Origin of the sequence: Nocardia sp. CA-135953 (assembly GCF_050955735.1) — a bacterium.
Lineage (GTDB): Bacteria > Actinomycetota > Actinomycetes > Mycobacteriales > Mycobacteriaceae > Nocardia.
The window spans coordinates 5,106,883-5,133,418 of sequence record NZ_CP192082.1; the positions used below are offsets into that span (position 1 = coordinate 5,106,883).

The following is a 26,536-nucleotide window of genomic DNA, read 5'->3' on the forward strand; positions in this document are numbered from 1 at the left end:
CGCCGTGGGCAGATGCGAACGGCCGCACCGGATGCGGTGCGGCTGGTCGGGATCGGTCAGAGGAGGGGCTTGATATCGGCGGCGGCTTCGGGACCGTAGGCCTTGGTAAGGCGCTCGAGGGCGTCGTCCTTGTTGAGGGTCCACTCCTGGGTGCCCATGGTCTCGAGTACGAGAACCGCGATGAGCGAACCCAATTGGGCGGAGCGCTCCAGCGAGAGTCCGGCGGTGTGGCCGGTGAGGAAGCCCGCGCGGAAAGCGTCGCCGACTCCGGTGGGCTCGACCTTGTTCACTTCGGGGACCACACCGACGATCACCTCGGTGCCGTCGCGGTCGACGATCTGCACGCCGTCCTTGCCGAGCGTGGTGACCCGGATGCCGACCTTGCGCGCGACCTCTTCCTCGCTCAGACCGGTCTTCTGCAGCAGCAACGCCCACTCGTACTTATTGGTGAAAAGGTATGCGGCGCCGTCGATCAGCTGCACGGCCTGGTCGCCGTCGAGGCGGGCCAGCTGCTGGGACGGGTCGGCGGCGAACGGAATGCCCAGTTCACGGCATTCGGCGGTGTGGCGCAGCATCGCCTCGGGATCGTTTGCGCCGATGAGCACCAGGTCCAGGGTGTGCTGCTCGGCGAGTTCGCCGATCGAGATGTCGCGGGCCTCGCTCATCGCGCCCGGGTAGAACGACGCGATCTGGGCCATATCGTCGTCGGTGGTGCAGACGAAGCGGGCGGTATGCGCCTGGTCCGAGATCCGGACGGTGGAGCAATCGACACCGTGCTTCTCGAGCCAGGCGCCGTACTCGGCGAAATCGGCGCCGACCGCGCCGACGAGCAGCGGCGTGCGGTTCAAAACGCCCATGGCGTAGGCGATGTTGCCCGCGACACCGCCCTTGCGGATCTGCAGATCATCGACGAGAAAGCTCACCGAGACGTGGTCGAGCTGATCGGCCAGCAGCGCGTCGGCGAACCGTCCGGGGAAACGCATGAGGTGGTCGGTTGCAATGGACGCGGACACGGCGATAGACACGAGGCTGAGCCCCTTCGAGTAGGCGGCAGACGACGAAAGGCGCGGGACACAAAACCCGCGCCTTCACCGTATCAACTACTGCATCCGCCGAGCACTAACGACTTCCTCGCCCGGCGACAACCGGCCGGGGGCGAGGTGTCAGTTGAAGGAGTCGCCGCAGGCGCAGGAACCCGTCGCATTCGGGTTGTCGATCGTGAAGCCCTGCTTCTCGATGGTGTCGACGAAGTCGATCGAGGCGCCCTGTACGTACGGCGCGCTCATCCGGTCGACGGCCAGCTTGACGCCGCCGAACTCGACGGTCAGGTCGCCGTCGAGCGAGCGGTCATCGAAGAAGAGCTGGTAGCGCAGGCCCGCACAGCCGCCCGGCTGCACGGCGATACGCAGGGCGAGGTCGTCGCGACCCTCCTGGTCGAGCAGCGCCTTCGCCTTGCTGGCGGCGGCGTCGGTCAGAGTCACACCGTGGGTGGTCGTCTCGTCTTGCACAGTCATGAACTCTCCTCAGGACAGCTGTGTTCAACCCGTGAACAGCGCACGGCTCGTGGCTACAACACCACTCAGCGGGCTGTTATTCCCGTTCAGGAAATGTGTAAAACAATTCCCGACCTGCCGGGTTGCCCCGACAGGGTTGGCCTGCAACTCACGTTACAGGTCTGCTCGTGGCAATACCTCCGCCCGCCCGGAACAACAGGTCTTACATGGTTTCCATCGAGCTTTTAACGTCCGACGCAACTCGCCTAGACGACTAGCCGAACAACGACCATCCGGCCCACGGCTCGGTTTTCGCCGAGGCCCAAGTCCGGCACAGATTATCACCGGACCTCGCGCTTCGACACACCCCTGGCTTACCGACCTCATTTCCCGCCGAGCAGGACATCGAATAGCCTGGTCGCGTGAAATTGTTCCGTCGCGGCGAGTCCAGCACCACCGACGAGGGCGCCGACCAGACGGCGGGCTCGGACGGCGGCTCGACCGCAGTCTCCATCACGAAAGCGGCCACCGCCACCGAGGGCAAGGGCCGACCGACTCCGAAACGCCGTGACGCCCAAGGCAAGCGGCGCGGCCCGGTGGCCCCGGCCCCGCTCACCGCGAAGGAGGCGCGCGCCCGGCGCAAGGCCACCCGCGGCAGCCGCGAGGACCGCAAGACGGCCTCGGCCGAGCGTCGGCTGGCGGCCCAGGACCGGCGCGCCAGGATGCTGGCCGGTGAGGACAAATACTTGCTGCCCCGCGATCAGGGTCCGGTGCGGGCGTTCGTGCGCGACATCGTCGATGCCCGGCGCAACCTGGTGGGGTTGTTCATGCCGATGGCGCTGGTCCTGATCCTCTCGATGTTCGTCGCGCCCGCGCTGCAGACGATTGTGACGCTGGCCATGCTGGTGATGATGTTCTTCATGATCGCCGAGGGCTTCCTGCTGGGCCGGATCGTCAACGGACGGGTGCGTGAGCGTTTCCCGGAGAGCACCGATTCCGGCTACAAGTTGGGGTGGTACGCCTTCGTCCGCGCCTCGCAGATCCGCAAGATGCGGGCGCCGAAGCCGCGGGTCGGCCCCGGCGACAGTGTGTAATTGCAGCGCCTTCGACGCCGCGTGTTCAGACTCGCTCCGTCGTGGTCGGGAGAGCGGTCGTGAAACCCGCCCCGAAGTGCAGCCTTCAATGGTGATGCGAGTGGGCGATGATGGCGGCCAGGTCGGACTGCAGGCGCTGGGCGTCGCGATCGGTGACATTCGCTGATCCGGCGTGACCGCCGCCTCGTGCGATGAGGACCGCGAAGCCAACCACGACTGCCATGCTTACGAGAAAAGTAATCATGGCAGTAATTTTGCGCTCGGTGATTTACCGCCGAAAGTGGCTGTTCTGACATTGTTCGTAAAGATTCAGCCAGGTATGCTGTCCGCATGCTGTCCAAGGTCGCGGTGGTGTTGTCGGAGCGCCTGGCCATGTTCGAATTCGGCGTGGTCTGTGAGGTTTTCGGGCTAGATCGGACCGCGGACGGACTGCCCGGATTCGATTTCAAGGTGTGCGGGGCCGAGCCGGGGAAGCCACTGCCGTCCACCACCCCCGGTATCACTGTCACACCGGAGTTCGGGCTGGAGGAGTTGGCGAAGGCCGATCTGGTGGCGATTCCGGCCTTTTCCGCATCCGCCTTGGAACAGGGGCTCGATTCGCGGGTCGTCGACGCGATACGGGATGCCTCGGATGGTGGGGCGATCGTGCTCACCGTATGTTCCGGTGCGTTCCTGGCCGGGGCGGCCGGACTGCTCGACGGTCGCAAGTGCACCACGCATTGGCGCTATGTCGACCAATTGGCGGCACAGTTTCCGCAGGCCACGGTCGATCCCGATGTGTTGTTCGTCGATGAGGGCAATCTGATCACGTCGGCGGGCACGGCCGCGGGCATCGATGCCTGCCTGCATCTGGTGCGCCGGGAGATCGGCAGTTCCGTCGCGAATGCGATCGCCCGCCGGATGGTGGTGCCGCCGCAGCGTGACGGCGGACAGCGCCAATTCATCGAGCGTCCGGTGCCCGAATGCACCTCCGACAGTCTCAGCTCCACATTGCAGTGGATGAACGAAAACCTGGGCCTGCCGCACACCATCGACGATCTGGCGGCGCGTTCGATGATGTCCACCCGCACCTTCGCCCGCCGCTTCGCCGCCGAAACCGGAACCACACCGGTGAAATGGCTGACCAATCAGCGCGTGCTGTACGCCAAGCATCTGCTGGAGGACACCGAGGAGGGGCTGGAACAGATTGCCACACAAGCTGGTTTCGGATCCGGTGCGCTGCTACGGCATCACTTCCAGAAGGTCGTCGGCATCGCGCCGACCGAGTATCGCCGCCGGTTCGGCGGCGCGGAGGCGACCGAGCAGCGCGCCTGAGCGAGCGAACAACCAATACAGCCGCTGACGCGGTCATGCCGGAACCGAGCGGCAGCGAGGTGCAGGCGTGAGTTCCCTGAGTCAACCCCTATGCGGCGATCGGCTGTTGAGCCGATGTGTGTTTGTCGGGTTGGTAGGCGATTTTCTCCCGCCAGCAGGCCCAGATGATGCGCAGCCAGGAGCGGCCGAGGGTGCGGATGGCGTGTGGATGTCGTTGTCCGCGTTGACGGGCGTCGGTGTAGCGCTGCTGGGCCCAGTCGCTGGTGCGGCGGCTGTTGTCGAACCAGGTGACCAGGGCTTGTCGGGCGTGGCGGTTGGTGGCGTGGCGGAAAGCGAGGTGCAGGCATGAGCGCGGCGGATTGATACGGTGCTGCTGTGTCGGATCGCTCATCTTCCAGCAGCCGCGCGCACCGCATCCTCGTGCTCGGCGGCGCGCGATCCGGTAAGTCGGCATTCGCGGAAGTGCTGGCGGCCGAGGGCGGCCCGGTGCGCTATATCGCCACCGCGATTCCCGATCCGGCCGATCTCGACTTCGCCGAGCGCATCGCCCGCCACCGCGACCGCAGACCCGCCGACTGGAAGGTCCTCGAAAGCGCTGATCCGGCAACGGTTCTCACCGCCGCTCCCCCGGCCGGAACCACACTGATCGACGATATCGGGACCTGGCTCACCGCCCACATCGACGCACGCGCGGCCTGGGATGCCCCGCGCGGCACCATCGCACCAGAGACGGACGCCTTGGTCGCCGCGGTCACTGCCTACCCCGGCCGCCTGGTGATCGTGACGCCCGAGGTAGGTATGGGCGTTATCCCCGCTACCCGCGCCGGCCGCCTTTTCCGCGACGAGATCGGGACCCTCAACCAGCGCCTCGCGCAAGCCTGCGATGAAGCCTTCCTAATCGTCGCCGGGCTTCCCCTCCGCTTGAAATAGGACCGCACAGCAGCCGCGGACGTCGCGACCTCGGCCAACTGCAGGACACCGCGGTCCAATGCGGTGCAGGCAACTGGTGCGGCGACCACGTACCGCGGATCACTCGCGAGAGCCGCGCCCCACCGCATGCGTCATGCGGAGGCCGAGTGGAGCCGGGAGCACGCGGGACGAGGCATCAGGTAGGGCGCGGGTGGTGTGCAGTCCGCGCGTGAAATACGAGCGCAGCGCTGCGGCGATCATGCCGCGTCACCAGCGCCCGCCGCGCCCTGCGGGGCGTCATGCCTGCCATGCAGGATGCGCCGTCGGACCATCGGGTCCGACCGCGAACACGCGAGACGCGACCATCAGGTAAGGCGCGGGCAGTGCACTCCGCCTGAAATACGAGCGCAGCCCTTGCCACGTCACCAGCGCGAGCCGCGCCCTGCGGGAGGTCATGTCAGCCATGCGGGATGCGCCGCCGGACCATCGGGTCCGACCGCGAACACCCGAGGCGAGACCATCAGGTAAGGCGCGGATAGTGCAGTCCGCGCGTGAAATACAAGCGCAGCGCTGCGGCGATCATGCCGCGTCACCAGCACGAGCCGCGCCCTGCGGGGCGTCACGCCAGCCATGCAGGATGCGCCGCCGGACCATCGGGTCCGACCGCGAGCACGCGAGACGCGACATCAGGTGCCGGGGTGGTGGTGCGGACTGGCGGGGGTGGCGGCAAGATTGGGCCCGGTATGGACTGCGCGGTGTAGGAATGAACTGCCCGACCCGGAAAGGCTCGATAGTGACAGACGGATTCGGACCGGTTGCGCCACCCGATGCGGGGGTACGGGCGGCGGCGGAGCAGCGGCAGGCGCAGCTGACCAAACCCGGCGGGGCGCTCGGGCGGCTCGAGGCACTCGGGAATTGGGTGTCGGCATGTCAAGGTGTGTGCCCGCCGAAGCAGTTCGAGCGGGCGCGGGTAGTGGTGTTCGCCGGAGATCACGGCATTGCGCGCCACGGCGTTTCGGCCTATCCAAGTGAGGTGACCGCGCAGATGGTCGCCAATTTCCTCGGCGGTGGTGCGGCGGTGAATACGCTGGCCGCAGTCGCGGGCGCGAGCGTGCGGGTCGTCGATATTTCCGTCGACGCCGATACCGATCCGCAGGTCGCCAAGCACAAGGTGCGGCGGTCGAGCGGGGCGATCGATCGCGAAGACGCGCTGAGCGAGGATGAGATCCATGCCGCGCTCGCCGCCGGCAAGGCGATCGCCGACGACGAGATCGATGCGGGCGCCGACCTGCTCATCGCGGGCGATATGGGCATCGGCAATACGACACCCGCCACCGTCCTCATCGCGACCCTCACCGATACCGAACCCATCGCCGCTGTCGGCCGGGGCACCGGCGTGGACGATGCGGGCTGGATCCGCAAGGTCGCCGCGATCCGCGATGCCATGCGCCGCGCCCGCCCGGTCGCCAAAGACCCGGTCGAACTGCTGCGCGTAGCCGCAGGCGCCGACTTCGCCGCCCTGGCGGGCTTCCTCGCCCAGGCCGCGACCCGACGGACTCCGGTCATCCTCGACGGCGTGGTCGTCACCGCGGCCGCCCTGGTCGCCGAGGACCTGGCCGCCGGTGCCAGCGCCTGGTGGCTCGCGGGCCACCGGTCCACCGAACCCGCGCACACCCTCGCCCTGCGCCACCTCCGTCTAGAGCCCCTACTCGACCTGGATATGCGCCTCGGCGAAGGATCCGGCGCGCTGACCGCCCTCCCCGTCCTCCGCGCCGCCGTAGCCGCCCTCGCCGAAATGGCCACCTTCGCGGAAGCCGGTGTGAGCACAGCAGATTCGGCCGCCGAAGCCGAAGCCGAAGCCGAAGCCGAAGCCGAAGCCGAAGCCGAAGCCGAAGCCGGGACCAGCATCGCCGCCGAAGCGACCGCGCAACCGGACTTGCGGAAATAGACCTTGGCTGCACGCGTCTCCAGCGACGAGCGAAACTCGCACCTCGAACCAGCGGCCCGCGCTCTCGGTCGGAAGCACCGCGACGACCGCCATCATCCGAAGACGATCCCGTATTGCAGGTCGATCCTGGCCGCTAGCGGCAACACACGCATCGAGCGACATGCGGACCTGGCACTCCGCGATAGAACGCTCGGCACGAACGGTGCGCGGCGTACGGCGGGCGCGGCGGCGGTTCCGCTGCGTGGATCCGACGATGGCGACGGTCGAGCGATTACAGGTCGGCGAATATGAACGGTGTGCGGCTTGCCGTGTCCTGGCTGACGGTGCTGCCGGTTCGGGGGCCGGACAGTGTCGATCGGAGCGCGGCGGGGCGGGCCATCGCGTTGGCGCCGTTGGTGGGCGTGGGACTCGGGGCGGCCGGGGTCGGAGTGCTCTGGGTGTTGGTGTGGGGTGGGGCGAGTCCAGCGGTCGCGGGGTTGGCGGCAGTTGCCGGGTTGGCGCTCATCACCCGGGGGATGCACCTGGACGGGTTGGCCGACACCCTGGACGGGTTGGGGTCGTATGGTTCACCCGAGCGGGCAAGGGAGATATTGAAGAGTGGTGACACGGGGCCGTTCGGTGTCGCGGCAATTGTGTTCGCCGTTGGGGTCCAAGCGTTTTCGTTCGCCGCGCTGGCCCACGCCGAGCGTTGGTTCGCGGTACTGCTCGCGGTGGCCGTCGGCCGAGTGGCGGTGGTCCTCGCATGTCGGCATGGCATCGCCGCCGCACCCGGCACCGGCTTCGGCGCACTGGTCGCCGGGACTCAGCACCCGATCACCATTGCATTCTGGTCCGCATTCGCCGTTGCCGCGGGCATACTCGCCGTCCCGGACCATCGCTGGCTCGGCCCCGCCGTTGTCCTTGTCGCCCTGGGCATTTCAGCCCTACTGATTCGACACTGCAGCCACCGCTTCGGCGGCCTCTCCGGCGACATCCTCGGCGCGACACTAGAGATATCCGTCGCCATCACCGCAGCCGGACTTACCCTGGGCACCTGAGTCGCATGCGGACGCACTCCCGCGACGAGATAGCTGGCACGGTGCGCGCATTGTCTGGGTCAGGCAATACAGTGGACGGTATGTCTTCCGAGCGTCTGTATTTTCGTCAACTGCTGTCCGGTCGAGATTTTGCCGTGGGTGATCCGATCGCGACGCAGATGCGAAATTTCGCGTATCTGATCGGTGATCGGGAGACCGGCGAGTGTGTGGTGGTGGATCCGGCGTATGCGGCGGGTGATCTGGTGGATATCGCCGAGGCTGACGGGCTGCGGCTGACCGGGGTGCTCGCCACCCATCACCACCCGGACCATGTCGGCGGCACCATGCTGGGGTTCACCCTGCGCGGGGTGCGGGAGCTGCTCGAAAAGACGAGCGTTCCGGTGCACGTCAATGCCGAGGAACTGTCCTGGGTCGCCAATGTCACCGGCATCGCGCCGAGCGAACTGACCGGACACGAGCACTGCGACATGGTCAGCGTCGGCGCCTTCGATATCGAACTGCTGCACACACCCGGCCACACACCCGGCAGCCAGTGCTTCCTGTTCGACAATCGCCTCATCGCGGGCGACACCCTCTTCATCGACGGTTGCGGCCGCACCGACTTCCCCGGCGGCGACTCCGACGCCATGTTCCGTAGCCTGCGCTACTTAGCCGACCTATCCGGCGACCCGGTCGTCTACCCCGGTCACTGGTATTCCCAGGACCCGTCCGCCGCGCTCTCCACGGTCAAGGACGCCAACTACGTCATGCGCCCGCAAACCCTGGAGGAATGGCGCACGTTCATGCCCAGCTGAACCACGAACGGCACAGCTGCGGCGTTCGCGAGACTGCCGCGGTCACATGCCGCGCATCCACCCGTGGATATCGGCGAAGGTGCCGCGCTGGATACCGGTGAGAGTGTCACGCAGCGCCATGGTGACCTCGCCCGGCTCACCACCACCGACGGTGAACTCACCATCGGCGGAACGAACCCAGCCGACGGGTGTGATCACGGCGGCGGTACCGCAGGCGAAAACCTCGGTGATCTCGCCGGATTCGGCGCCCTTGCGCCACTCCTCGACCGAAACCTTGCGCTCCTCGACCACATAGCCCGAATCGGCGGCCAGGGTGAGCAGCGAATCGCGGGTGATGCCCGGCAACAGCGATCCGGACAGTTCCGGGGTGACCAGCCGTGCCTCGGAACCGGAGCCGAAAACGAAGAACAGGTTGTTGGTACCCATTTCCTCGACATAGCGACGCTCACAGGCATCGAGCCAGACGACCTGATCGCAGTCCTTCTCGGAGGCCTGCGCCTGCGCCAGCAGCGAGGCCGCGTAGTTGCCTGCGACCTTCGCCTCACCGGTACCGCCCGGTGCGGCCCGCACGTATTCGGTCGACAGCCAGACCCGCACCGGCTTTACACCGCGCGGGAAGTACGCGCCCGCAGGCGATCCCAGCAGCAGGTATTTGTAGGCGGAGGCGGGCTTCACGCCGAGCCCGGCCTCGGTGGCGAACATGAACGGCCGCAGGTACAGCGACTCCTCACCACCGGCCGCGGGAACCCAGCCGCCGTCGACGTCGAGCAGTTGACGCACGGATTCGATGAACAGTTCCTCGGGCAGTTCCGCCATCGCCATCCGGCGCGCGGACTTGCGGAAGCGCTTCGCATTCGCGTCGATTCGGAAGCAGGAGACGCTGCCGTCGTTCTGCCGGTAGGCCTTCAGACCCTCGAAGATGGCCTGGCCGTAGTGGAACACCATCGTCGCCGGATCCATCGCCAACGGCCCGTACGGCTCGACCCTGGCATTGCCCCAGCCTTCGCCCTCGGTGTAGTCGATGGAGACCATGTGGTCGGTGAAGAAGCGTCCGAAGCCCGGTGCCGCCAGAATCTCCTGTACCCGCTGCGCCGGGGTGGGCGCGGGATGCGGAACATGGCTGAACTGTGCGGCGACGGTCATGAGGCAGATACTATCGGTCGTGATTTCGCCGCGGTGCGAGTGTCGGCGCGCCGCGAATGTACCAGCGTCACCTGCCGACATTCGCAGTGCACAGCGAGACGCCGACTACTTGGTTTTCGTGTCGACGAACGGCGGACGCACGACCTCGCAGCGCAGGCGGCGGCCACGTACGTCGACCTCGACCTCCGCGCCGGGTTCGAGGCCCGCCGCGGTATCGAGCAAGGCGAGGGCGATACCGATCTGCAGCGACGGCGAGAAGGTGCCGGAGGTGGTTTCGCCGACGGGCGCACCCTCACGCAGCACGGTCTGTCCCTGGCGCAGCACCCCCCGATCAAGTGCCTTCAGCCCCAACAGGATTCGACGCGGACCGGCCGACTTCTCCTGCTCCAGTGCGGCTTTACCCCAGAAGTCGGCCTTCTTCCAGCCGATCGCCCACCCGCAGCGCGCCTGCACGGGCGAAATCTCCAGTGACAGTTCATGTCCGTGCAGCGGATAACCCATTTCGGTGCGCAACGTATCGCGAGCACCGAGCCCGGCGGGCTGCCCATCGTGCGCCCGGACCTGCTCGGCGAGCGCGCGAAACAGCGGCTCGGCATCGGCCCACCGGGGCAACAGTTCGTAGCCGTGTTCACCGGTGTATCCGGTGCGACAGACCCGAATCCGGCGGCCGTCCCATTCGGCGTCGGCGTAGGCCATGTACTCCATATCGGTCGGCAGCCCGAGCGCGGTGAGCACCTCCGTCGAGCGCGGCCCCTGCACCGCGAACACCCCGTAATCGCGGTGCTCGTCAGTCACTGTGATGCCGTCGGGCGCGACCTTCCGCAGTTCCGCGACCACCGCGGCCGTGTTGGCGGCATTGGGCACCAGGAAGATTTCGTCATCGCTGACGTAATAGGCGATCAGATCGTCGATCACACCACCGTCGGGCGCGCAGCACAGCGTGTACTGCGCCTTGCCCGGCCGGATCCGACCGAGGTCGTTGGTGAGCGCCGCGTTGACGAAATCCGCCGCGCCCGCGCCGCGGACGGTGGCCTTGCCGAGGTGACTCACATCGAAGAGGCCGACCGTCGCGCGAACTGCCTGATGTTCGCCGACCGTCCCCGCGTATGACACCGGCATTTCCCATCCGCCGAACGGTGCGAACTTCGCCCCGAGTTCGATGTGGACACCATGGATCGGGCCTTGCAGCAGGTTCGCATCGGTCACCGGCCGAGCTTAGCCCGGCGGTGGCGTCGCGATGCGCCACCCGGAGCAGACCGAATAGCCTGTGCTCATGACCGCTGTTGCAGATCGCTCGCTCGGACCGGACCTGGACCTGGTCGACACCATCAGTGCGGACACCGATGTGTTGGTGATCGGCCTGGTGTCCGGTGACGACGGCCCGACGATCGCCACACTGGAGGACGAATTCGTCGACAACATCCTCACCCCGGAGGTCCGCGCGGCGCTGCAGGAACAACTGCGCGCCGTCGGCGCGAAGGGTAAGGCCGAGGAACTCACCCGGATTCCCGCCCCTACCGGCCTCGATGTGAAGAGCGTGCTCGCCGTCGGACTCGGCGCCGCGGACAAGATCGATGCCGAACAAATCCGCCGCTCGGCCGGTGTCGCGGGACGTGCGCTGACCGGTGTCGGCCGGGCCGTGACCACTTTGTCGGGTCTCGAGGGCGGCATCGGTCCCACCGCTGAAGGGTTCTTCCTCGGCGCGTACACCTTCACCGCGTTCAAATCCGACAGTGCCGACGGCAAGCCGGACGAGCAGCCGGTGCGCAAGGTCGAACTCCTGGTGGGCGATCCGAGCGTGTCCTACCGCAAGGGCTTCAGCCACGACTGGGTGATCGCCGAATCCATCGCCACCGCACGCGATTTCGTCAACACTCCCCCGAGTCACCTGTACCCGGCCGAATTCGCCACCCGCGCGAAGGCTTTGGCCGAGTCAGCGGGTCTGCAGGTCGAGGTGCTCGACGAGCAGGCGCTGGCCGACGGCGGCTACGGTGGCGTGCTCGGCGTCGGCAAGGGCTCCTCGCGCCAGCCGCGCCTGGTGCGCCTGACCTACAACGGCGGCGCCAAGAAGATCGCGCTCATCGGCAAGGGCATCACCTTCGACACCGGCGGCATCTCCATCAAGCCCGCCGCGAACATGGAAAATATGACCTCCGATATGGCGGGTGCCGCCGCGGTCATCGCCGCGACCATCGCCGCCGCCAAGCTGGAACTACCGGTCACCGTGATCGCGACCGTGCCGATGGCCGAGAACATGCCGTCGGCCACCGCGCAGCGCCCCGGTGATGTGCTCACCCAGTACGGCGGTAAGACCGTCGAGGTGCTCAACACCGATGCCGAAGGCCGCTTGATCCTGGCCGACGCCATTGTGCGGGCGGGTGAGGACGATCCGGAGTACCTCATCGACGTCGCCACCCTCACCGGTGCGCAGATGGTCGCGCTCGGCACCCGTACCCCCGGCGTGATGGGCACCGATGATTTCCGCGACCGGGTCGCGCGGCTGTCGCGGCTGGCCGGTGAAAACGGCTGGGCCATGCCACTGCCCGCCGAACTGCGCGCCGATCTGAACTCCAAGGTCGCGGATCTGGCGAATGTCGCATCGCACCGCTGGGGCGGCATGCTCTCGGCCGCGATTTTCCTCCAGGAGTTCGTCCCGGAGGGTGTGCAGTGGGCGCACCTGGACGTCGCGGGTCCGGCCTACAACACCGGCGGCCCGTTCGGCTACATCGGCAAGGGTGGCACCGGGGTTCCGGTCCGCACTCTGGTTTCGGTGATCGAGGACATCGCGCACGAAGACGCGGCGGAGTAATCGAATGCCGGTGCGGCGTCCGGATTCCCGGGCGTCGCACGGGCGGGCCGCGAACAAATTGAACGAAAGTCCTACAAATCGCCCAATTCACGTTCCAGCGCCCGCTGGCGCTCGATCCGCTTGCGCGCGTCGTAGTCGCGCATCCGTTGCGGATAACCGGTCTTGCTGACGTCGTAAACGGGAATCCGCAAATCTCCGGCTAGCCGCTGCGCGCCGCGCTCGCCGACGACGCGACGAGTCCACTCACCATCGGCCGCGACCAATACGACAGTGACATCGGTCACGGTCGTCTTGGGCTCCACGTAGCCCTCCACTCCGGAATGGGTACGCACCCACTCGGCGAGGTAGCGCGCATCGTTGCCGCTACCCGAACCCGCACGTAAAGCCTTGCCTCCCCGCGCCGCGCCGCCTCGGAAACGATCCAGCAAACCCAACGACGCCGACCTCCTTCCACCGGTGACCGAGTGCTCGGCATCGGTCATTCCATCTTGCCAGCCCTGTGTAGTTCGCTGCCCTGTGCTACATGTCTCGCGGGCGAGTGCAAGGATGGATCGCGGTACAAGAACCACACAGATCTCCGGTGCCACGCACAATGATCGGTGGCTTTCGGACACCCATCGCGACCCGCGGTGGGTGTTCGCAGTGAGATCAACTGTTGTAGAACCCGTCGAGCAGTCAGAGGAGTCAACGGACATGGCCTTCTCCGTCCAGATGCCGGCTCTTGGTGAGAGCGTCACCGAGGGAACGGTGACCAGGTGGCTGAAGCAGGAAGGAGACACGGTCGAGGTCGACGAGCCACTGCTCGAGGTCTCCACCGATAAGGTCGACACCGAGATCCCGTCGCCGGCGGCGGGTGTGTTGTCGAAGATCGTCGCCGCCGAGGATGACGTCGTCGAGGTCGGCGGTGAGCTCGGTGTGATCAGCGAAGCCGGCGAAGCGCCCGCGCCCGCCGCCGCACCCGCGCCCGCCGCCGCACCCGCACCTGAAGCCGCGCCTGCACCCGCACCGGAGCCGGAACCGGCCCCCGCGCCGGCCGCCGCTGCGGCCCCCGCCCCCGCGCCTGCGGCTCCGGCCGCCCCCACCCCCGCCGCCGCGTCGGGTACCCCGGTCAAGATGCCGGAACTCGGTGAGTCGGTCACCGAGGGCACCGTCACCCGCTGGCTCAAGCAGGTCGGTGACCAGGTCGCCGTCGACGAGCCGCTGCTCGAGGTCTCCACCGATAAGGTCGACACCGAGATACCCTCGCCCGTCGCGGGCACCCTGCTGGAAATCTCCGCGCAGGAAGACGATGTCGTCGCCGTCGGTGGACAGCTCGGCGTGATCGGCAGCGGCACCCCCGCGGCCGCCGCACCGGCCCCGGCAGCGCCGGCTCCCGCCCCGGCCCCTGCGTCCGAACCGGCTCCCGCGCCTGCTCCGGCGGCCGCCGCTCCGGCACCTGCCCCGGCCCAGGCTCCCGCCCCGGCACCCAAGCCCGCTCCGGCTCCGGCCGCCACAGCACCGGCGCCGACCCCGGACACCTCCGGCAACGGCGCGACCCCGTACGTCACCCCGCTGGTCCGCAAGCTGGCCGAGGAGAACGGCGTCAACCTGGCCACCGTCACCGGCTCCGGTGTCGGCGGACGCATCCGCAAGCAGGATGTGCTCGCCGCCGTCGAGGCCAAGAAGGCACCGGCTCCGGCCGCAGCAGCCCCCGCGGCGGCCGCACCGGCCGCGAAGGCGCCCGCCCCCGCGGCCCCGTCGCAACTGGCGCACCTGCGCGGCACCGTGCAGAAGGCGAGCCGCATCCGCCAGATCACCGCCACCAAGACCCTGGAATCGCTCCAGACCACCGCGCAGCTGACCCAGGTGCACGAGGCGGATGTCACCAAGATCGCGGCGCTGCGCAGCCAGTCCAAGGCCGCGTTCAAGGATCGCGAGGGCGTCAACCTGACGTTCCTGCCGTTCTTCGCCAAGGCGGTCGTCGAGGCGCTCGGCGTGCACCCGAATGTGAACGCCAGCTACAACGAGACCACCAAGGAGATCACCTACCACGCCTCGGTGCACCTCGGCATCGCCGTCGATACCGAGCAGGGTCTGCTGTCCCCGGTGATCCACAACGCCAGCGACCTGTCGCTGGCCGGACTCGCCCGCGCCATCGCCGATATCGCCAACCGCGCCCGCACCGGCGGCCTCAAGCCGGACGAGCTGGCCGGTGGCACCTTCACCATCACCAATATCGGCAGCCAGGGCGCGCTGTTCGACACCCCGATCCTGCTTCCGCCGCAGGCGGGCATGCTCGGCACCGGTGCGATCGTCAAGCGTCCGGTGGTGGTAACCGATGAGACCGGCAACGAGTCCATCGGCGTTCGGTCCATGTGCTACCTGCCACTCACCTACGATCACCGCCTCATCGACGGCGCCGACGCCGGTCGCTTCCTGACCACGATCCGGCACCGACTCGAGGAAGCGGCGTTCGAGGCGGACCTCGGTCTGTAGTCGGAAAGGGTCGTCTGTCGCGTATGAAAGTGGTGATCGCCGGTTCGTCCGGGCTGATCGGGACGGCACTCGTCGCGGCGCTGCGCCGCGAGGGGCACGAAGTCGCCAGATTGGTACGCCGCTCACCCAACGCGCCGGACGAATACCGCTGGGATCCCGCTCGCGCCGATCTGGACGAGCGGGCCCTACGGGGCGCCGACGCACTGGTCAACCTCTGCGGGGCGAGCATTGGACGGCGGCGCTGGAACGGCAGCTACAAACAGGAGCTGCGTGACAGTCGGCTCACCCCGACCGATGTCCTGGCCAATGCGGTCGCCACTGCTGGTGTGCCGGTGCTGGTGAATGCCAGCGGCGTGCACTACTACGGCGGCGCCACCGGCAACCGGGTGGTCGACGAAACCGCCCCCGCGGGAACGGGTTTCCTCGCCACCCTCTGCCGGGACTGGGAGGCCGCGACCAAACCAGCCGTCGATGCGGGTGTGCGCACGGTGCTGCTGCGCAGTGCCGTGGTGCTGTCCCATCACGGCGGGATGCTCGGCATGCTGCAGCCGCTGTACTCGCTCGGTCTCGGCGGCCGACTCGGCAATGGACGGCAGTACACGCCGTGGATCTCGATGGCCGACGAGATCGGTGCGATCATCTTCGCACTCACCCACGACAGCGTTGGCGGGCCGATCAATTCCGTCGGTCCGGCACCGGTGACCAATGCCGAATTCAATCGGGCCCTGGGCCGTGTGCTGCACCGGCCGGCCCCATTCGTGGTGCCCGCGTTCGCATTACGCGCGCTGATCGGTGAATTCGCCGAAGAGGCGATCCTGAACGGCCCGCGCGCGATTCCGACGGCGCTGGAGGAGGCGGGTTATCCGTTCCAGCACCAGACGATCGGTGCGGCCCTGGCTGCCGCCCTCGGCCGCGATGACGATCGCTGACGCCGCATCCGAAGACGCCATGGAGTAAATCGATGACCGAGCTGGACGCCCGACCCGCCACCGTCATCCGTGACGCGCGTGCGGGCGATCTGCCCGAGATCCTGGTCATCCACAACGCGAATATCGCTACCTCCACCGCCATCTGGGATCACGAGCAGGTCGATCTCGACGATCGGCGCGCCTGGTTCAGCGACCGCACCGCCGCCGGGCTGCCGATTCTGGTCGCCGATATCGGCGGCGAGGTTGCCGGTTACGCCAGCTACGGCCCTTGGCGGACCCGATCGGGTTACCGCTTCACCGTGGAGAATTCGGTCTACGTCGCCGACCGTTTCCAGCGCCGCGGAATTGCGGGTGCCCTGCTCACCGAGCTGATCGAGCGCGCCCGCCAGGCGGGTACCGTGCACGCCATGGTCGCCGCCATCGAATCCGGCAATACCGGTTCGATCGCGCTGCACGAGCGATTCGAATTCCGTACGGTCGGGGAACTGCCGGAAGTGGGCCGCAAATTCGGTCGCTGGATGGACCTGACACTGATGCAGCTCACCCTGCCGGTCGAGGGCGACTGAGCCGCACGGACCAGCGCACCCACTTGCACCGATGCCAAACCTGGCAACCATGTGGCATCGCCCACATCGGGTCGGTTTATCGAATCGACACACTCGGCGTACCGTCGAGGACGTGAACGACACGCGCACCACCTGGTCCGCCAGATTCGATACGACCCCGATCGTGGTCGAGGATCTCGGACTCATCGATTACCACAGCGCCTGGGAAATGCAGCGGTCGATCGCCGCGCAGCGGGCCGCTGGGGAGGGCTCCGACCATCTGCTCCTGCTGGAGCACCCGTCGGTCTACACCGCTGGGCGCCGCACCGAGGCCGAGGATCTGCCGATCGACGGCAGCCCGGTGGTGCAGGTCGATCGCGGCGGCAAGATCACCTGGCACGGACCGGGCCAGCTGGTCGGCTATCCCATCGTGCGGCTGGCCGAGCCGGTGGATGTCGTGCACTACGTGCGCAGGCTGGAAGAAGCGCTGATCACCGTCTGCACCGGCCTCGGCCTGGATTGCGGCCGGGTCGAGGGTCGCTCCGGTGTCTGGCTGGCCGCGACCCAGCTCTACTCCGAGCGCAAGGTCGCTCAGATCGGCGTGCGGGTACAGCAGGGCGTCGCGCTGCACGGCATTTCGCTCAACTGCAATTCCGCGCTCGACGGCTTCCAGGCGATCGTCCCGTGCGGCATCCGCGACGCCGGTGTCACCACGCTGACGCGCGAACTCGGTCGCGAGGTCACGGTGGCCGAGGTCAAGCCGCTCGTCGCCGATGCGATCACCCGCGCGCTCAATGGCGAACTCCCCGTGACCGCACGCGACATCGTCCGCGCCGCACCGGCCGTGGAGCCCGCGAAAGCCGAATGAGTCGGCTGCTGTCGCGTTGCCCGGGGCAGTGACAGACTGCATCCGACGGCGGCACGCGGCAGGCGTAAGGTCGATCGAGTGACCTCAGCTTCAGCACCGGCAGGACGCAAACTGCTACGCATAGAGGCGCGCAACGCGGAGACCCCGATCGAGCGCAAGCCTCAATGGATTCGGACCCGAGCCAAGATGGGCCCCGAGTACACCGAACTCAAGGGCCTGGTGAAACGCGAAGGCCTGCACACGGTGTGCGAGGAAGCGGGTTGTCCCAACATCTTCGAATGCTGGGAAGACCGTGAGGCCACCTTCCTCATCGGCGGCGAACAGTGCACCCGCCGTTGCGACTTCTGCCAGATCGACACCGGCAAACCCGCCGCACTCGATCGCGACGAGCCGCGCCGGGTCGCCGAAAGCGTCCAGGCGATGGGCCTGCGCTACTCCACTATCACCGGCGTCGCGCGCGATGATCTCGGAGATGGCGGCGCCTGGCTCTACGCCGAAACCGTCCGCGCCATCAAGGCTTTGAACCCGAACACCGGTGTCGAACTGCTCATCCCGGACTTCAACGCGGTCCCCGAGCAGTTGGCCGAGGTCTTCTCGTCACGCCCCGAGGTGCTCGCGCACAACCTGGAGACGGTGCCGCGCATCTTCAAGCGGATCCGCCCGGCGTTCCGCTACGAGCGCTCCCTCGCCGTGCTGACCGCCGCCCGTGAAGACGGCCTGGTCACCAAGTCGAACCTGATCCTCGGTATGGGCGAAACCCCCGAGGAAGTCACCCAGGCCATGCGCGACCTGCACGAGGCCGGCTGCGACATTCTCACCATCACCCAGTACCTGCGGCCCTCGCCGCGCCACCATCCGGTGGACCGCTGGGTCAAGCCCGAGGAATTCGTCGAGCACTCCCGCATGGCCGAGGAAATCGGGTTCGCCGGTGTCATGGCCGGGCCGCTGGTCCGCTCCTCGTACCGCGCGGGCCGCCTCTACGCCCAGGCAATGGCCCACCACGGCCGCGAAATCTCCCCTGCCATGGCGCATCTCGCAGCGGAGGGCACCGCCACACAGGAGGCCAGCTCCGTGTTGGCCCGCTTCGGCGGCTAGTCGATCAACATCCTGGCTGGAACGGGAAGCACTGCGGTTCGGGCTGAGCCGGAGCCTGCGGTGCCAGCGGAGCAGCTGGTTCAGTACTAGTAAGGGGGCGCGGCTGAACCGCGCTACCGCGCTCGTTCACGCCCGCGGAAACCAGGATCCAGATCGTGCCGATGACGACCGCGACGATCAGCAAGGTCGCGAGGTGTTGCGGGAGGCCGGGAATGAGTTCGGCTCCTTTCGCCAGCGCGGTCGAAGTACGCCTGCGCAGTGCGGACACCCGTCGGCGAAACAGGTCCTGGTTCGACCGCTCGGCGGCGGGCGGGGTCGGCGGCGGCGGGGTTGCCGACCGCAGGGGTTCCGGCTCCACCTGTGGTGGAGTCGGTATCAATTGCGGGCCGGAGTCGACCCACGACGACCAGGCGTCGGCGTAGGGCGACGACGACGGCGGTGCCGACTGCGTCTGATCGGCATCGACAGCGGCGATCGGTTCCGGCTCTGCCGGGAGCACGGATACGTGCGAACGCCCCGCATCCGAGCGAACCGCAAGCCGCGAGCGTTGCGCACCCCTCGCCTGAGCCCTCGCGATGTCGGCAGCGAGCCATGGCGGGTACGGAGCCGAGGGCGGCGGCTGCAGTCCGGCGGATACTGTGCCCGTATCCCCTATCGCGGACGAAACAGACTGCGGCCCATCGTGCTTCGACAGTGATACCGCTCCGACCAGAGCCGTCGAGTTGTCCACCGTCGTTGTCGAATGATCGTCGACAAGAACTTCGGTGATATCGGAAGGCCGCGGCAGGGCCGACTCGAACCGTGGTTCGGAAAGCCCATCCGCATCCGGTCGTCCGGCCGCCGCACTCGAACTGTCGACCGAAGCAGAGATAGCATCGGGCGGAGCAGATGCGCGGGCAGCGCCGACCAGCGTCCTGGATTCCGAACGCATACGACGTCCCGACTCTGACGGAAATCCCTCGGCCGCGAGATCCTCGACGGTGACCACGTGCGACAGGTGAAGCTCGCCGAGTAGCGCGTGTACCTGCTCCGCGGTCCAGATCAGCTTCCGATTCGCCGTCCGATGAAACCAAGCCCGCAACCCGGCCGAGGACCCGAGGACCACACAGTTGCCATGTTCGGACGCTTCGATATCCAGCACGACCGACGCGTCCCGAGGTGGCACAACCACGACCAATCCGTCGACGAAGGCATCCGGATGCCGCTTGCGCACCAACTCCTCGAGATCGAGTACCTGGCTCGTCACTCGGTCGAACGGACTGGTGTCGCAATCGCGGACAGGAACCGGATCGCCCTGGAACTCGAGGAGCCGCGAGCGCCCGTCGGCCGGACCCGAAACCCCGGTAGTCACCTCGGCGGCGACCTCCTCGGCTTCGATCACGACCATCGCGCGTGGCGTGAACACCACCAGGCCCGCCTCCCGCACAGTCTCCTCGGAGTTGCGGTCCGGCCGGGGGCATCCCGAAATAGCAAGCCCCACAATGACATATTGACCGGTCCACGTTCGCATCCAGTCGAGCACGCACTGCTCGGATCGCGTAACCGCCGCCCGTTCGTTGACAACCAGCATCGAGGTCACCCTCCCTCTCGTCCGCGCAGTCGACCCACCAACGGTATTCAGCGCGACCGCCCGACGAGAATTCGAAAGGCACCGTAAGAGCGTGGTTTTGGCGACAAAAGGTGTCACTACACGGGCGTGGCGGCGACAGACGCGAGTGTCGCGGCGAGCCGTTGTCGGTCAGGAGGCCGGATCCCCGGCGAATCGAGTCTTCTCCCCCGAAGACATCGTCAAGAGCGGCAGCCGCGCGGACGAGCCGCCGAATTCTGGCGAGATGCACGGAGTGGGCGTACCCAACCGCCCACCTGAACTGCCGCACTCGACTTTATCCGACAGCAGCGAGGATTCGGTGCGAGTCAGGTGGTTGCAGAGTGCGCAGCCTGGACGACACCGAGTTGCTGCATCATCCCGAGCGTGTCCCAACATGCCCAGTTTTCGACGATCTTGCCGTCCTGGAAGCGACTGATTGTGATTCCCTGAACGACCGCTGACTTGCCGGTCGGGGACATGCCCATCATCTCGCCGTCGTTGGTGCCTGTCCCCGTCCATCGGGTAGTGACGAAATCGCCTTCGGCGATCTGTTCGTTGACCAAGAACCGTTGATCCGAGAACGCGGCGAGATACATCTGCACGAGCCTTTTGAAGCCGTCGGGGCCATGGACCTCGGCGAACGGGTTCTGTGGATCGTGGTTGATGCAATCAGCCGCGATCACCTCGTCGAATACATCGAGATCTCGCGCATTCCATGCGTCGAAGATGCGCTTGGCGGTGGCCTTGTTCTGCTCTGACATGGCGCTTCCCTTTCGATTGACGGTGCCGAACTGGCGGAGGCCGTAGTCGCTACAGGCAGCATTCGCGATGCCCGGCATTGAGTGTGGTTTGGCGCGCGGCCGCGATGCCAGCAGCGGATCCAGGCGCCGCGACCCGGTATGTGGACGCTCTCATCGCGGCAGATGCCCGTCCGAATGTTGTCGGCGGATATCAGCTACCCGCCGATCACAAACCCTGAAACCGGTGTACCGCAAATATTGTGCGCCTCTTTCGTACGCGAGGTAAGGGGCAACGGAGCTGTCCGTGCTCGCATGATGTCTACCTGCGGGTGGATACCCCGGCGGTCACATACGCGCCTCACGTCACCAGCCCGTGCAGACTGGTCGGTAGACCGATTTGCCGGAACGGCTCGCGCCCTGAGCTGTAGTACCCGATTACGCGCAACAGCCGACCGCACCGTCCCATCGCACACTTACACAGCCCCTGGGCCGCGTCTGGCCGGATGCTGAACCCCACGTACACGCCAACTCAAACGCAAATGAACACATCGGATCGCCCGATCCGTGCACGCAACGCGACCGCTGGTGGGAAGCTCGAAGGACCGTAAGTGTCGACCGAGAAAGCGAGACACATGGTCGAGAAAGCGAGTGCGTCCGCAGGGACCAACGGTAAAGGTGTGACGGCACAGCGACCGGAGAACATCCGGAATGTAGTGCTGGTCGGGCACAGCGGATCGGGTAAGACCACGTTGGTGGAAGCGTTGGCGCTCACGGCGGGTGCGGTGAATCGCGCGGGCCGGGTGGAGGACGGGACGTCGCTGTCGGATTACGACGAGATCGAACACCGCCAGCACCGATCGGTGCAGCTGTCGGTGGTGCCGATGGTGTGGCACGGGATAAAGATCAATCTGCTGGATACCCCCGGTTACGCCGATTTCGTCGGTGAGCTGCGCGCGGGTCTGCGTGCGGCGGATGCGGCCCTGTTCGTTATCTCGGCGGCCGAGGGCGCCGAGGCCGTGAGCGGTGCCACCCGCGCGCTGTGGGAGGAGTGCGCGGCGGTCGGGATGCCGCGGGCCATCGTGATCACCCACCTCGACACCGCACGCGCCGAATTCGACGAGATGACCGAGACCTGTCGACAGGTACTCGGCGGCGGTTCCTCGGAAAACATTCTGCCGCTGCATCTTCCGGTGTACGGGCCGAAGAGTCCGGACGGTCATCGCCCGGTGACCGGATTGGTCGAGCTGCTGCCACACTGCATCGCGGACTACTCCTCCGGCGCGGAGGTTCAGTGCGAACCGTCCGACGATCAACTGCCGCTGCTCGAGGACGCGCGCAACCGGCTGATCGAGGGCATCATCGCCGAGAGCGAAGACGAAACCCTGATGGAGCGCTATCTCGGCGGCGAGGAGATCGAGCTGGCGGCGCTGGTCGAGGACCTCGAACGCGCGGTCGCCCGAGGCAGCTTCCATCCCGTCCTGTTCGGCGCGCCCGCCCCGGAAGGGGCCAAACAGGGCCTTGGCACCATCGAACTGCTGGAGCTGATCACCGGCGGATTTCCCACACCGTCGGAACATGCGGTCTCGGCGATCAACACCTCCGATGGTGCGGCGCCGACACCTTTGCACTGCGATCCGGACGGCACCCTGGCCGCCGAGGTGATCCGCACCGCCTCGGATCCATATGTCGGCCGGGTCTCGCTGGTTCGCGTATTCTCGGGCACCCTGCGACCCGACGACACCGTGCATGTCTGCGGTCACGGCCTGGAGGACCGCGGCCACGAGAGCCACGATGTGGACGAGCGCATCGGCGCCATCACCGCACCGTTCGGTAAACAGCAGCGACCACTCGGCCAGGCCATCGCCGGTGATATCGCCTATGTCACCAAACTGAGCCACGCGGAAACCGGCGATACCCTGTCCGGCACCGCCGCACCGCTGCTGATCGAGCCATGGCAGATGCCGGACCCCCTGCTGCCCATCGCCATTCAGGCACGCAGCAAGGCGGATGAGGACAAGCTCTCCAGCGGCCTGGCCCGGCTGGCCGCCGAGGATCCCGCGATCCGGCTGGAACAGAATGCCGACACCCACCAGATCGTGCTGTGGTGTCTGGGTGAGGCGCACCGCGATGTCGCGCTGGAGCGATTGCGCACCAGGTTCGGCGTGCAGGTCGACGTGATCGATCACAAGGTCGCCCTGCGAGAAACGTTCGCGGGCAAGGCGACCGGTAAGGGCAGGCACGTCAAACAGTCGGGCGGCCACGGACAGTACGCGGTCTGCGAGATCGAAGTGGAACCGCTGTCGGGCGGTTCGGGCATCGAATTCGTCGACCGGGTGGTCGGCGGAGTCGTACCGCGACAATTCATTCCGTCGGTGGAGAAGGGTGTCCGCGCCCAAGCCGGGCGCGGAGTGGCGGCCGGATACCCGCTCGTCGATATGCGTGTGACTCTCTTCGACGGCAAGGCGCATTCGGTCGATTCCTCCGATGCCGCATTCCAGACAGCGGGCGCGCTCGCGTTGCGCGAGGCCGCGGCCGCCGCCGGTATCGACCTGCTCGAGCCGATCGCCGAAGTATGGGTGGTGGTAACGGACGACTATGTCGGTCCGGTACTCAGCGATCTGTCCGGACGCCGCGGACGGGTCCTCGGCACCGAACCGCACGGCACCGGCCGCACCCGCATCCACGCCGAGGTTCCCGAACTCGAACTCACCCGCTACGCAATAGATCTGCGCTCCATCTCACATGGTGCGGGTGATTTCACGCGCTCGTATATCCGGCACGAACCGATGCCGAACGCCCTGGCCGGCTCGGTCCGCGAGCAGGCCAGGAAGTCGGGCTGATACCCAGCGCCGCAGGATGTTTCGCTAGCGTCGGAGGAGCCGGGTGAGCAGTCCAGAGCGTTTCGTCGTCGACACCGAGCATTTCGGCAAGATCGTGATCACTCGGACCGACGAAAGAGTGCTCGTCACACCGGTTTTCGACGATGCCACGGCCGTGACCATCGAACGGATCGGTCCGCGCACTCGTCAACGTGTTCCCATCGGTACGCGAAATGCCAAGCGGCTGCGGGCATCGATCAATGATCGCCCGATCAGGTTGACGGTCGGGCGCGGGCATTTCTACTACCGGCGGACCTATCGCGCGGTCGCCGAGGTCGATGGCAAGATTTTTCGGCTGATCCCGACGGATCTGCACTCCAGCACCTTGGTGGTCGGGCAACGGGATCGGGGCGAGCATGTGCTCGGCCAATTCGTGTTGACGGGAACGCACCACATCGAGGCCGGCTGGGCATTGCCATTCACCGTGCGCGATCCCGGGGTAACTGTTCGCCAGCCCACCGTGGAGGACGCGCTTATCGCGTACGCGTTGGTCACAGCCTTCGGTACCGGAGGCGTGTCACTATGGGAACTCGTCGAGATGGTGCTCCCGATCTGAACTTCTGCTGTCGCACAGAGCGTGAGGAGTTCGCACAGGGTACCGGTGCGCGCGATCGTGACTGGGTTGTGCGACGGCTCGCAGGTTCGGGCCGCCCCTTCGGAAAGAAGTTGGGCCCGAACGGTTCTCGCTAGCTCACCAGGTTCTTCCGAAGTTGTACGAGGGTCCAGATGGCATGAGGGAGGATCGGCAGCGGATGAGTTCGAGGCAGTTGTCCGACCGACCGCCCGGATCGCCATTGTTTCGCTTGACGGATGCCCGAGCACCATTGAGTCGAAAGCAACTGCGAGCATCGATCTAGTGGGACGGTTACGGGCGACAGAAATCCATCGACCATTTCGGTACGGTCTGGCTCCAACCCCTCGTCGGCGGCTGGGGACCATCACAAAGTTTTACGCAGACTATGCTCGACGTCTCATTCGAGAATATATGGTGCGGTCAATTTGCAGAAATGGAGTACATGGAGATATCGCCACAGGCGGTCGCAGGACTGATTGCCGAAACTCTTCGCTCTCGGTACAGGGACATTGATGGCGGATTTGAATTCGATTGCCGAGATTCGGAAAGATCGCCGGATACGGACGAATCCATCCGCCCGGTGATCGCGGATGTGATCACCGGGCGGATGGATTCGATTCCGTCTACTGCGTACCGAACGCCTAAATCAGGCGTAAAAACGCAGGTCAGGCTTACACGTCGAAGTAGAGTTCGAATTCGTACGGGTGCGGACGCAGGTTCACCGGCGCGATTTCGTTTTCGCGCTTGAGGTTGATCCAGGTCTCGATCAGGTCCGGGGTGAACACGTTGCCTTCGGTGAGGTAGTCGTGGTCGGCCTCGAGGCGGTCGATGACCGAAGCCAGGCTGGTGGGGGCCTGCGGGATGCCCTTGGCCTCCTCCGGCGGGAGCTCGTAGAGGTCCTTGTCGACCGGGGCCTTCGGCTCGATCTTCTTCTTGATGCCGTCCAGGCCGGCCATCATCATCGCAGCGAAGGCCAGGTACGGGTTACCCGAGGAGTCGGGCGCACGGAACTCGATGCGCTTGGCCTTCGGGTTGTTGCCGGTGACCGGGATGCGGACCGCGGCAGAGCGGTTGCGCTGCGAGTACACCAGGTTGATCGGGGCCTCGTAGCCCGGGACCAGCCGGTGATAGGAGTTCACGGTCGGGTTGGTGAACGCCAAGAGCGACGGAGCGTGGTGCAGGATGCCGCCGATGTAGTGGCGCGCCAGATCCGACAGGCCCGCGTAGCCGGCCTCGTCGTGGAACAGCGGCTTGCCGTCCTTCCACAGCGACTGGTGCACGTGCATGCCCGAGCCGTTGTCGCCGAAGAGCGGCTTCGGCATGAAGGTGACCGTCTTGCCCTCGGCCCACGCGGTATTCTTCACGATGTACTTGAACAGCTGCAGGTCGTCGGCCGCGCCGAGCAGGGTGCCGAACTTGTAGTTGATCTCGGCCTGACCCGCGGTACCGACCTCGTGGTGGCCACGTTCGAGTTCGAAGCCCGCGTTCTGCAGGTTGGTCGAGATCTTGTCGCGCAGGTCGACGTAGTGGTCGTACGGGGCGACCGGGAAGTAACCGCCCTTGTTACGGACCTTGTAGCCGCGGTTCAGGGTGCCGTCCGGGTTGAACTCCGCGCCGGTGTTCCAGGAGCCCGAGATCGACTCGATCTCGTAGAAGGCGCCGTTCATGCCCGAGTCGTAACGGATGGAGTCGAAGATGTAGAACTCGGCCTCGGCACCGAAGTAGGCGGTGTCGGCGATGCCGGTGCTCTTCAGGAACTCCTCCGCCTTGCGCGCGACGTTACGCGGGTCGCGGCTGTAGGCCTCCCGGGTGAACGGGTCGTGCACGAAGAAGTTGAGGTTCAGCGTCTTGGCCTGACGGAACGGGTCCAGGCGCGCCGTGCCGAAGTCGGGGAGCAGCAGCATGTCCGACTCGTCGATGGACTGGAAGCCACGGACGGAGGAGCCGTCGAACGCTAGCCCTTCCTCAGCGAGGTCAGCGGTGAAAGCCTTCGCGGGGATCGAGAAGTGCTGCTGCACACCCGGAAGATCACTGAAGCGGATGTCGACGTATTCGACTTCCTCTTCTTTGATGTGCTTGATGACCTCGTCGGCCGTGCTGAACGTCACTTGTTCTCCTTACGGATCGGTTCCCAGCCAGTGTCGATTGCATGGGTTCGTCGCGTCCAGACGCTATGGACGCGATGTTTCCCAGCAATCAAGGCCGTGTTTCGCCAGTGTTACACGTGCGGCTGGCCGGGTGTTGATGGCTACCCGGGCTCGAACAGCATCGTAATCCAGTCCATTTACCAGCGCACGCCGAG

Annotated in this window: 24 protein-coding genes; 14 read left to right on the forward strand and 10 right to left on the reverse strand. The window is 66.4% G+C overall.

Features of this window, described 5'->3' with window-relative positions; genetic code table 11:
* Positions 1 to 56: 56 nt before the first annotated feature.
* Both ACQPXH_RS23445 and ACQPXH_RS23450 read right to left on the reverse strand, forming a co-directional pair.
* Complete coding sequence (locus ACQPXH_RS23445) at positions 57 to 1,025, reverse strand: carbohydrate kinase family protein (RefSeq protein WP_433598651.1); 969 nt, start codon at positions 1,023 to 1,025, stop codon at positions 57 to 59.
* Between the two features lie 138 nt (positions 1,026 to 1,163).
* Entirely contained in the window at positions 1,164 to 1,514 is a 351-nt protein-coding gene (locus ACQPXH_RS23450; RefSeq protein WP_433598652.1) for a HesB/IscA family protein, read from the reverse strand.
* 401 nt (positions 1,515 to 1,915) lie between these two features.
* On the opposite strand from ACQPXH_RS23450, the gene ACQPXH_RS23455 reads away from it, so the two are divergent.
* Positions 1,916 to 2,587: a DUF3043 domain-containing protein gene (locus ACQPXH_RS23455; RefSeq protein WP_433598653.1), complete on the forward strand. Its 672-nt coding sequence runs from the start codon at positions 1,916 to 1,918 to the stop codon at positions 2,585 to 2,587.
* Positions 2,588 to 2,672: 85 nt separating this feature from the next.
* Here ACQPXH_RS23455 and ACQPXH_RS23460 read toward each other — a convergent pair whose 3' ends face one another.
* Positions 2,673 to 2,801 (reverse strand): hypothetical protein, encoded by a 129-nt coding sequence (locus ACQPXH_RS23460; RefSeq protein WP_433598654.1) that lies wholly within the window; start codon positions 2,799 to 2,801, stop codon positions 2,673 to 2,675.
* A 116-nt stretch (positions 2,802 to 2,917) separates the two neighbouring features.
* On the opposite strand from ACQPXH_RS23460, the gene ACQPXH_RS23465 reads away from it, so the two are divergent.
* Entirely contained in the window at positions 2,918 to 3,901 is a 984-nt protein-coding gene (locus ACQPXH_RS23465; RefSeq protein WP_433598655.1) for a helix-turn-helix domain-containing protein, read from the forward strand.
* A gap of 88 nt (positions 3,902 to 3,989) precedes the next feature.
* Here ACQPXH_RS23465 and ACQPXH_RS23470 read toward each other — a convergent pair whose 3' ends face one another.
* A complete protein-coding gene (locus tag ACQPXH_RS23470) occupies positions 3,990 to 4,292 on the reverse strand; it encodes a hypothetical protein (RefSeq protein ID WP_433598656.1) in 303 nt (100 codons plus the stop codon).
* Between ACQPXH_RS23470 and cobU the strand changes: the two genes are divergently transcribed.
* From cobU to ACQPXH_RS23490, 4 genes are all read left to right on the forward strand, one after another.
* Entirely contained in the window at positions 4,277 to 4,831 is a 555-nt protein-coding gene (cobU, locus tag ACQPXH_RS23475) for a bifunctional adenosylcobinamide kinase/adenosylcobinamide-phosphate guanylyltransferase (protein ID WP_433598657.1), read from the forward strand. The genes ACQPXH_RS23470 and cobU overlap by 16 nt on opposite strands.
* A gap of 772 nt (positions 4,832 to 5,603) precedes the next feature.
* Positions 5,604 to 6,758, forward strand: coding sequence for a nicotinate-nucleotide--dimethylbenzimidazole phosphoribosyltransferase (cobT, locus tag ACQPXH_RS23480; protein ID WP_433598658.1), 1,155 nt, complete (start codon positions 5,604 to 5,606; stop codon positions 6,756 to 6,758).
* A gap of 287 nt (positions 6,759 to 7,045) precedes the next feature.
* Positions 7,046 to 7,795: an adenosylcobinamide-GDP ribazoletransferase gene (locus ACQPXH_RS23485; RefSeq protein WP_433598659.1), complete on the forward strand. Its 750-nt coding sequence runs from the start codon at positions 7,046 to 7,048 to the stop codon at positions 7,793 to 7,795.
* Between the two features lie 80 nt (positions 7,796 to 7,875).
* Positions 7,876 to 8,589, forward strand: a complete 714-nt coding sequence (locus tag ACQPXH_RS23490; RefSeq protein WP_433598660.1) for an MBL fold metallo-hydrolase — start codon at positions 7,876 to 7,878, stop codon at positions 8,587 to 8,589.
* 42 nt (positions 8,590 to 8,631) lie between these two features.
* Here the strand turns inward: ACQPXH_RS23490 and ACQPXH_RS23495 are convergent, their stop codons facing one another.
* Positions 8,632 to 9,732 (reverse strand): branched-chain amino acid aminotransferase, encoded by a 1,101-nt coding sequence (locus tag ACQPXH_RS23495; protein WP_433598661.1) that lies wholly within the window; start codon positions 9,730 to 9,732, stop codon positions 8,632 to 8,634.
* 105 nt (positions 9,733 to 9,837) lie between these two features.
* On the reverse strand, positions 9,838 to 10,938 hold the full coding sequence (gene gcvT, locus ACQPXH_RS23500; protein ID WP_433598662.1) for a glycine cleavage system aminomethyltransferase GcvT: 1,101 nt from the start codon (positions 10,936 to 10,938) through the stop codon (positions 9,838 to 9,840).
* 67 nt (positions 10,939 to 11,005) lie between these two features.
* On the opposite strand from gcvT, the gene ACQPXH_RS23505 reads away from it, so the two are divergent.
* Positions 11,006 to 12,541, forward strand: coding sequence for a leucyl aminopeptidase (locus ACQPXH_RS23505; protein WP_433598663.1), 1,536 nt, complete (start codon positions 11,006 to 11,008; stop codon positions 12,539 to 12,541).
* 71 nt (positions 12,542 to 12,612) lie between these two features.
* Here the strand turns inward: ACQPXH_RS23505 and ACQPXH_RS23510 are convergent, their stop codons facing one another.
* A complete protein-coding gene (locus ACQPXH_RS23510; RefSeq protein ID WP_433598664.1) occupies positions 12,613 to 12,975 on the reverse strand; it encodes an oxidoreductase in 363 nt (120 codons plus the stop codon).
* Positions 12,976 to 13,234: 259 nt separating this feature from the next.
* Here ACQPXH_RS23510 and sucB point away from each other — a divergent pair, with 259 nt between their 5' ends.
* From sucB to lipA, 5 genes are all read left to right on the forward strand, one after another.
* Entirely contained in the window at positions 13,235 to 15,016 is a 1,782-nt protein-coding gene (sucB, locus tag ACQPXH_RS23515) for a 2-oxoglutarate dehydrogenase, E2 component, dihydrolipoamide succinyltransferase (protein ID WP_433598665.1), read from the forward strand.
* Positions 15,017 to 15,039: 23 nt separating this feature from the next.
* Positions 15,040 to 15,945, forward strand: a complete 906-nt coding sequence (locus ACQPXH_RS23520) for a TIGR01777 family oxidoreductase (RefSeq protein WP_433598666.1) — start codon at positions 15,040 to 15,042, stop codon at positions 15,943 to 15,945.
* A gap of 32 nt (positions 15,946 to 15,977) precedes the next feature.
* Positions 15,978 to 16,511, forward strand: a complete 534-nt coding sequence (locus tag ACQPXH_RS23525) for an N-acetyltransferase family protein (RefSeq protein WP_433598667.1) — start codon at positions 15,978 to 15,980, stop codon at positions 16,509 to 16,511.
* 112 nt (positions 16,512 to 16,623) lie between these two features.
* The gene (lipB, locus tag ACQPXH_RS23530) at positions 16,624 to 17,358 is read left to right on the forward strand and encodes a lipoyl(octanoyl) transferase LipB (RefSeq protein ID WP_433598668.1); all 735 of its coding nucleotides are present in this window, start codon (positions 16,624 to 16,626) and stop codon (positions 17,356 to 17,358) included.
* 78 nt (positions 17,359 to 17,436) lie between these two features.
* Positions 17,437 to 18,453, forward strand: a complete 1,017-nt coding sequence (gene lipA / locus ACQPXH_RS23535) for a lipoyl synthase (protein ID WP_433598669.1) — start codon at positions 17,437 to 17,439, stop codon at positions 18,451 to 18,453.
* A gap of 4 nt (positions 18,454 to 18,457) precedes the next feature.
* On the opposite strand, the gene ACQPXH_RS23540 is transcribed toward lipA, so the two are convergent.
* On the reverse strand, positions 18,458 to 20,023 hold the full coding sequence (locus ACQPXH_RS23540) for a hypothetical protein (RefSeq protein ID WP_433598670.1): 1,566 nt from the start codon (positions 20,021 to 20,023) through the stop codon (positions 18,458 to 18,460).
* A gap of 344 nt (positions 20,024 to 20,367) precedes the next feature.
* Positions 20,368 to 20,802, reverse strand: coding sequence for an ester cyclase (locus ACQPXH_RS23545; RefSeq protein ID WP_433598671.1), 435 nt, complete (start codon positions 20,800 to 20,802; stop codon positions 20,368 to 20,370).
* A gap of 611 nt (positions 20,803 to 21,413) precedes the next feature.
* On the opposite strand from ACQPXH_RS23545, the gene ACQPXH_RS23550 reads away from it, so the two are divergent.
* Together ACQPXH_RS23550 and ACQPXH_RS23555 are read left to right on the forward strand one after the other, a co-directional pair.
* Complete coding sequence (locus tag ACQPXH_RS23550; protein WP_433598672.1) at positions 21,414 to 23,621, forward strand: elongation factor G-like protein EF-G2; 2,208 nt, start codon at positions 21,414 to 21,416, stop codon at positions 23,619 to 23,621.
* Between the two features lie 43 nt (positions 23,622 to 23,664).
* A complete protein-coding gene (locus ACQPXH_RS23555; protein WP_433598673.1) occupies positions 23,665 to 24,216 on the forward strand; it encodes a hypothetical protein in 552 nt (183 codons plus the stop codon).
* 689 nt (positions 24,217 to 24,905) lie between these two features.
* Here ACQPXH_RS23555 and glnA read toward each other — a convergent pair.
* Positions 24,906 to 26,342: a type I glutamate--ammonia ligase gene (glnA, locus tag ACQPXH_RS23560; protein ID WP_433598674.1), complete on the reverse strand. Its 1,437-nt coding sequence runs from the start codon at positions 26,340 to 26,342 to the stop codon at positions 24,906 to 24,908.
* Between the last annotated feature and the right edge of the window lie 194 nt (positions 26,343 to 26,536).

Bases quoted from the DNA above. Each gene is read 5' to 3' on its own strand.
- ACQPXH_RS23520 (WP_433598666.1), top strand. From the start codon at position 15,040: ATGAAAGTGGTGATCGCCGGTTCGTCCGGGCTGATCGGGACGGCACTC.
- ACQPXH_RS23495 (WP_433598661.1), bottom strand. From the start codon at position 9,732: ATGACCGTCGCCGCACAGTTCAGCCATGTTCCGCATCCCGCGCCCACC.
- ACQPXH_RS23490 (WP_433598660.1), top strand. From the start codon at position 7,876: ATGTCTTCCGAGCGTCTGTATTTTCGTCAACTGCTGTCCGGTCGAGAT.
- ACQPXH_RS23545 (WP_433598671.1), bottom strand. From the start codon at position 20,802: ATGTCAGAGCAGAACAAGGCCACCGCCAAGCGCATCTTCGACGCATGG.
- ACQPXH_RS23540 (WP_433598670.1), bottom strand. From the start codon at position 20,023: ATGCTGGTTGTCAACGAACGGGCGGCGGTTACGCGATCCGAGCAGTGC.
- ACQPXH_RS23465 (WP_433598655.1), top strand. From the start codon at position 2,918: ATGCTGTCCAAGGTCGCGGTGGTGTTGTCGGAGCGCCTGGCCATGTTC.
- ACQPXH_RS23550 (WP_433598672.1), top strand. From the start codon at position 21,414: ATGGTCGAGAAAGCGAGTGCGTCCGCAGGGACCAACGGTAAAGGTGTG.
- ACQPXH_RS23485 (WP_433598659.1), top strand. From the start codon at position 7,046: ATGAACGGTGTGCGGCTTGCCGTGTCCTGGCTGACGGTGCTGCCGGTT.
- ACQPXH_RS23505 (WP_433598663.1), top strand. From the start codon at position 11,006: ATGACCGCTGTTGCAGATCGCTCGCTCGGACCGGACCTGGACCTGGTC.
- sucB (WP_433598665.1), top strand. From the start codon at position 13,235: ATGGCCTTCTCCGTCCAGATGCCGGCTCTTGGTGAGAGCGTCACCGAG.
- ACQPXH_RS23525 (WP_433598667.1), top strand. From the start codon at position 15,978: ATGACCGAGCTGGACGCCCGACCCGCCACCGTCATCCGTGACGCGCGT.
- ACQPXH_RS23470 (WP_433598656.1), bottom strand. From the start codon at position 4,292: ATGAGCGATCCGACACAGCAGCACCGTATCAATCCGCCGCGCTCATGC.
- ACQPXH_RS23450 (WP_433598652.1), bottom strand. From the start codon at position 1,514: ATGACTGTGCAAGACGAGACGACCACCCACGGTGTGACTCTGACCGAC.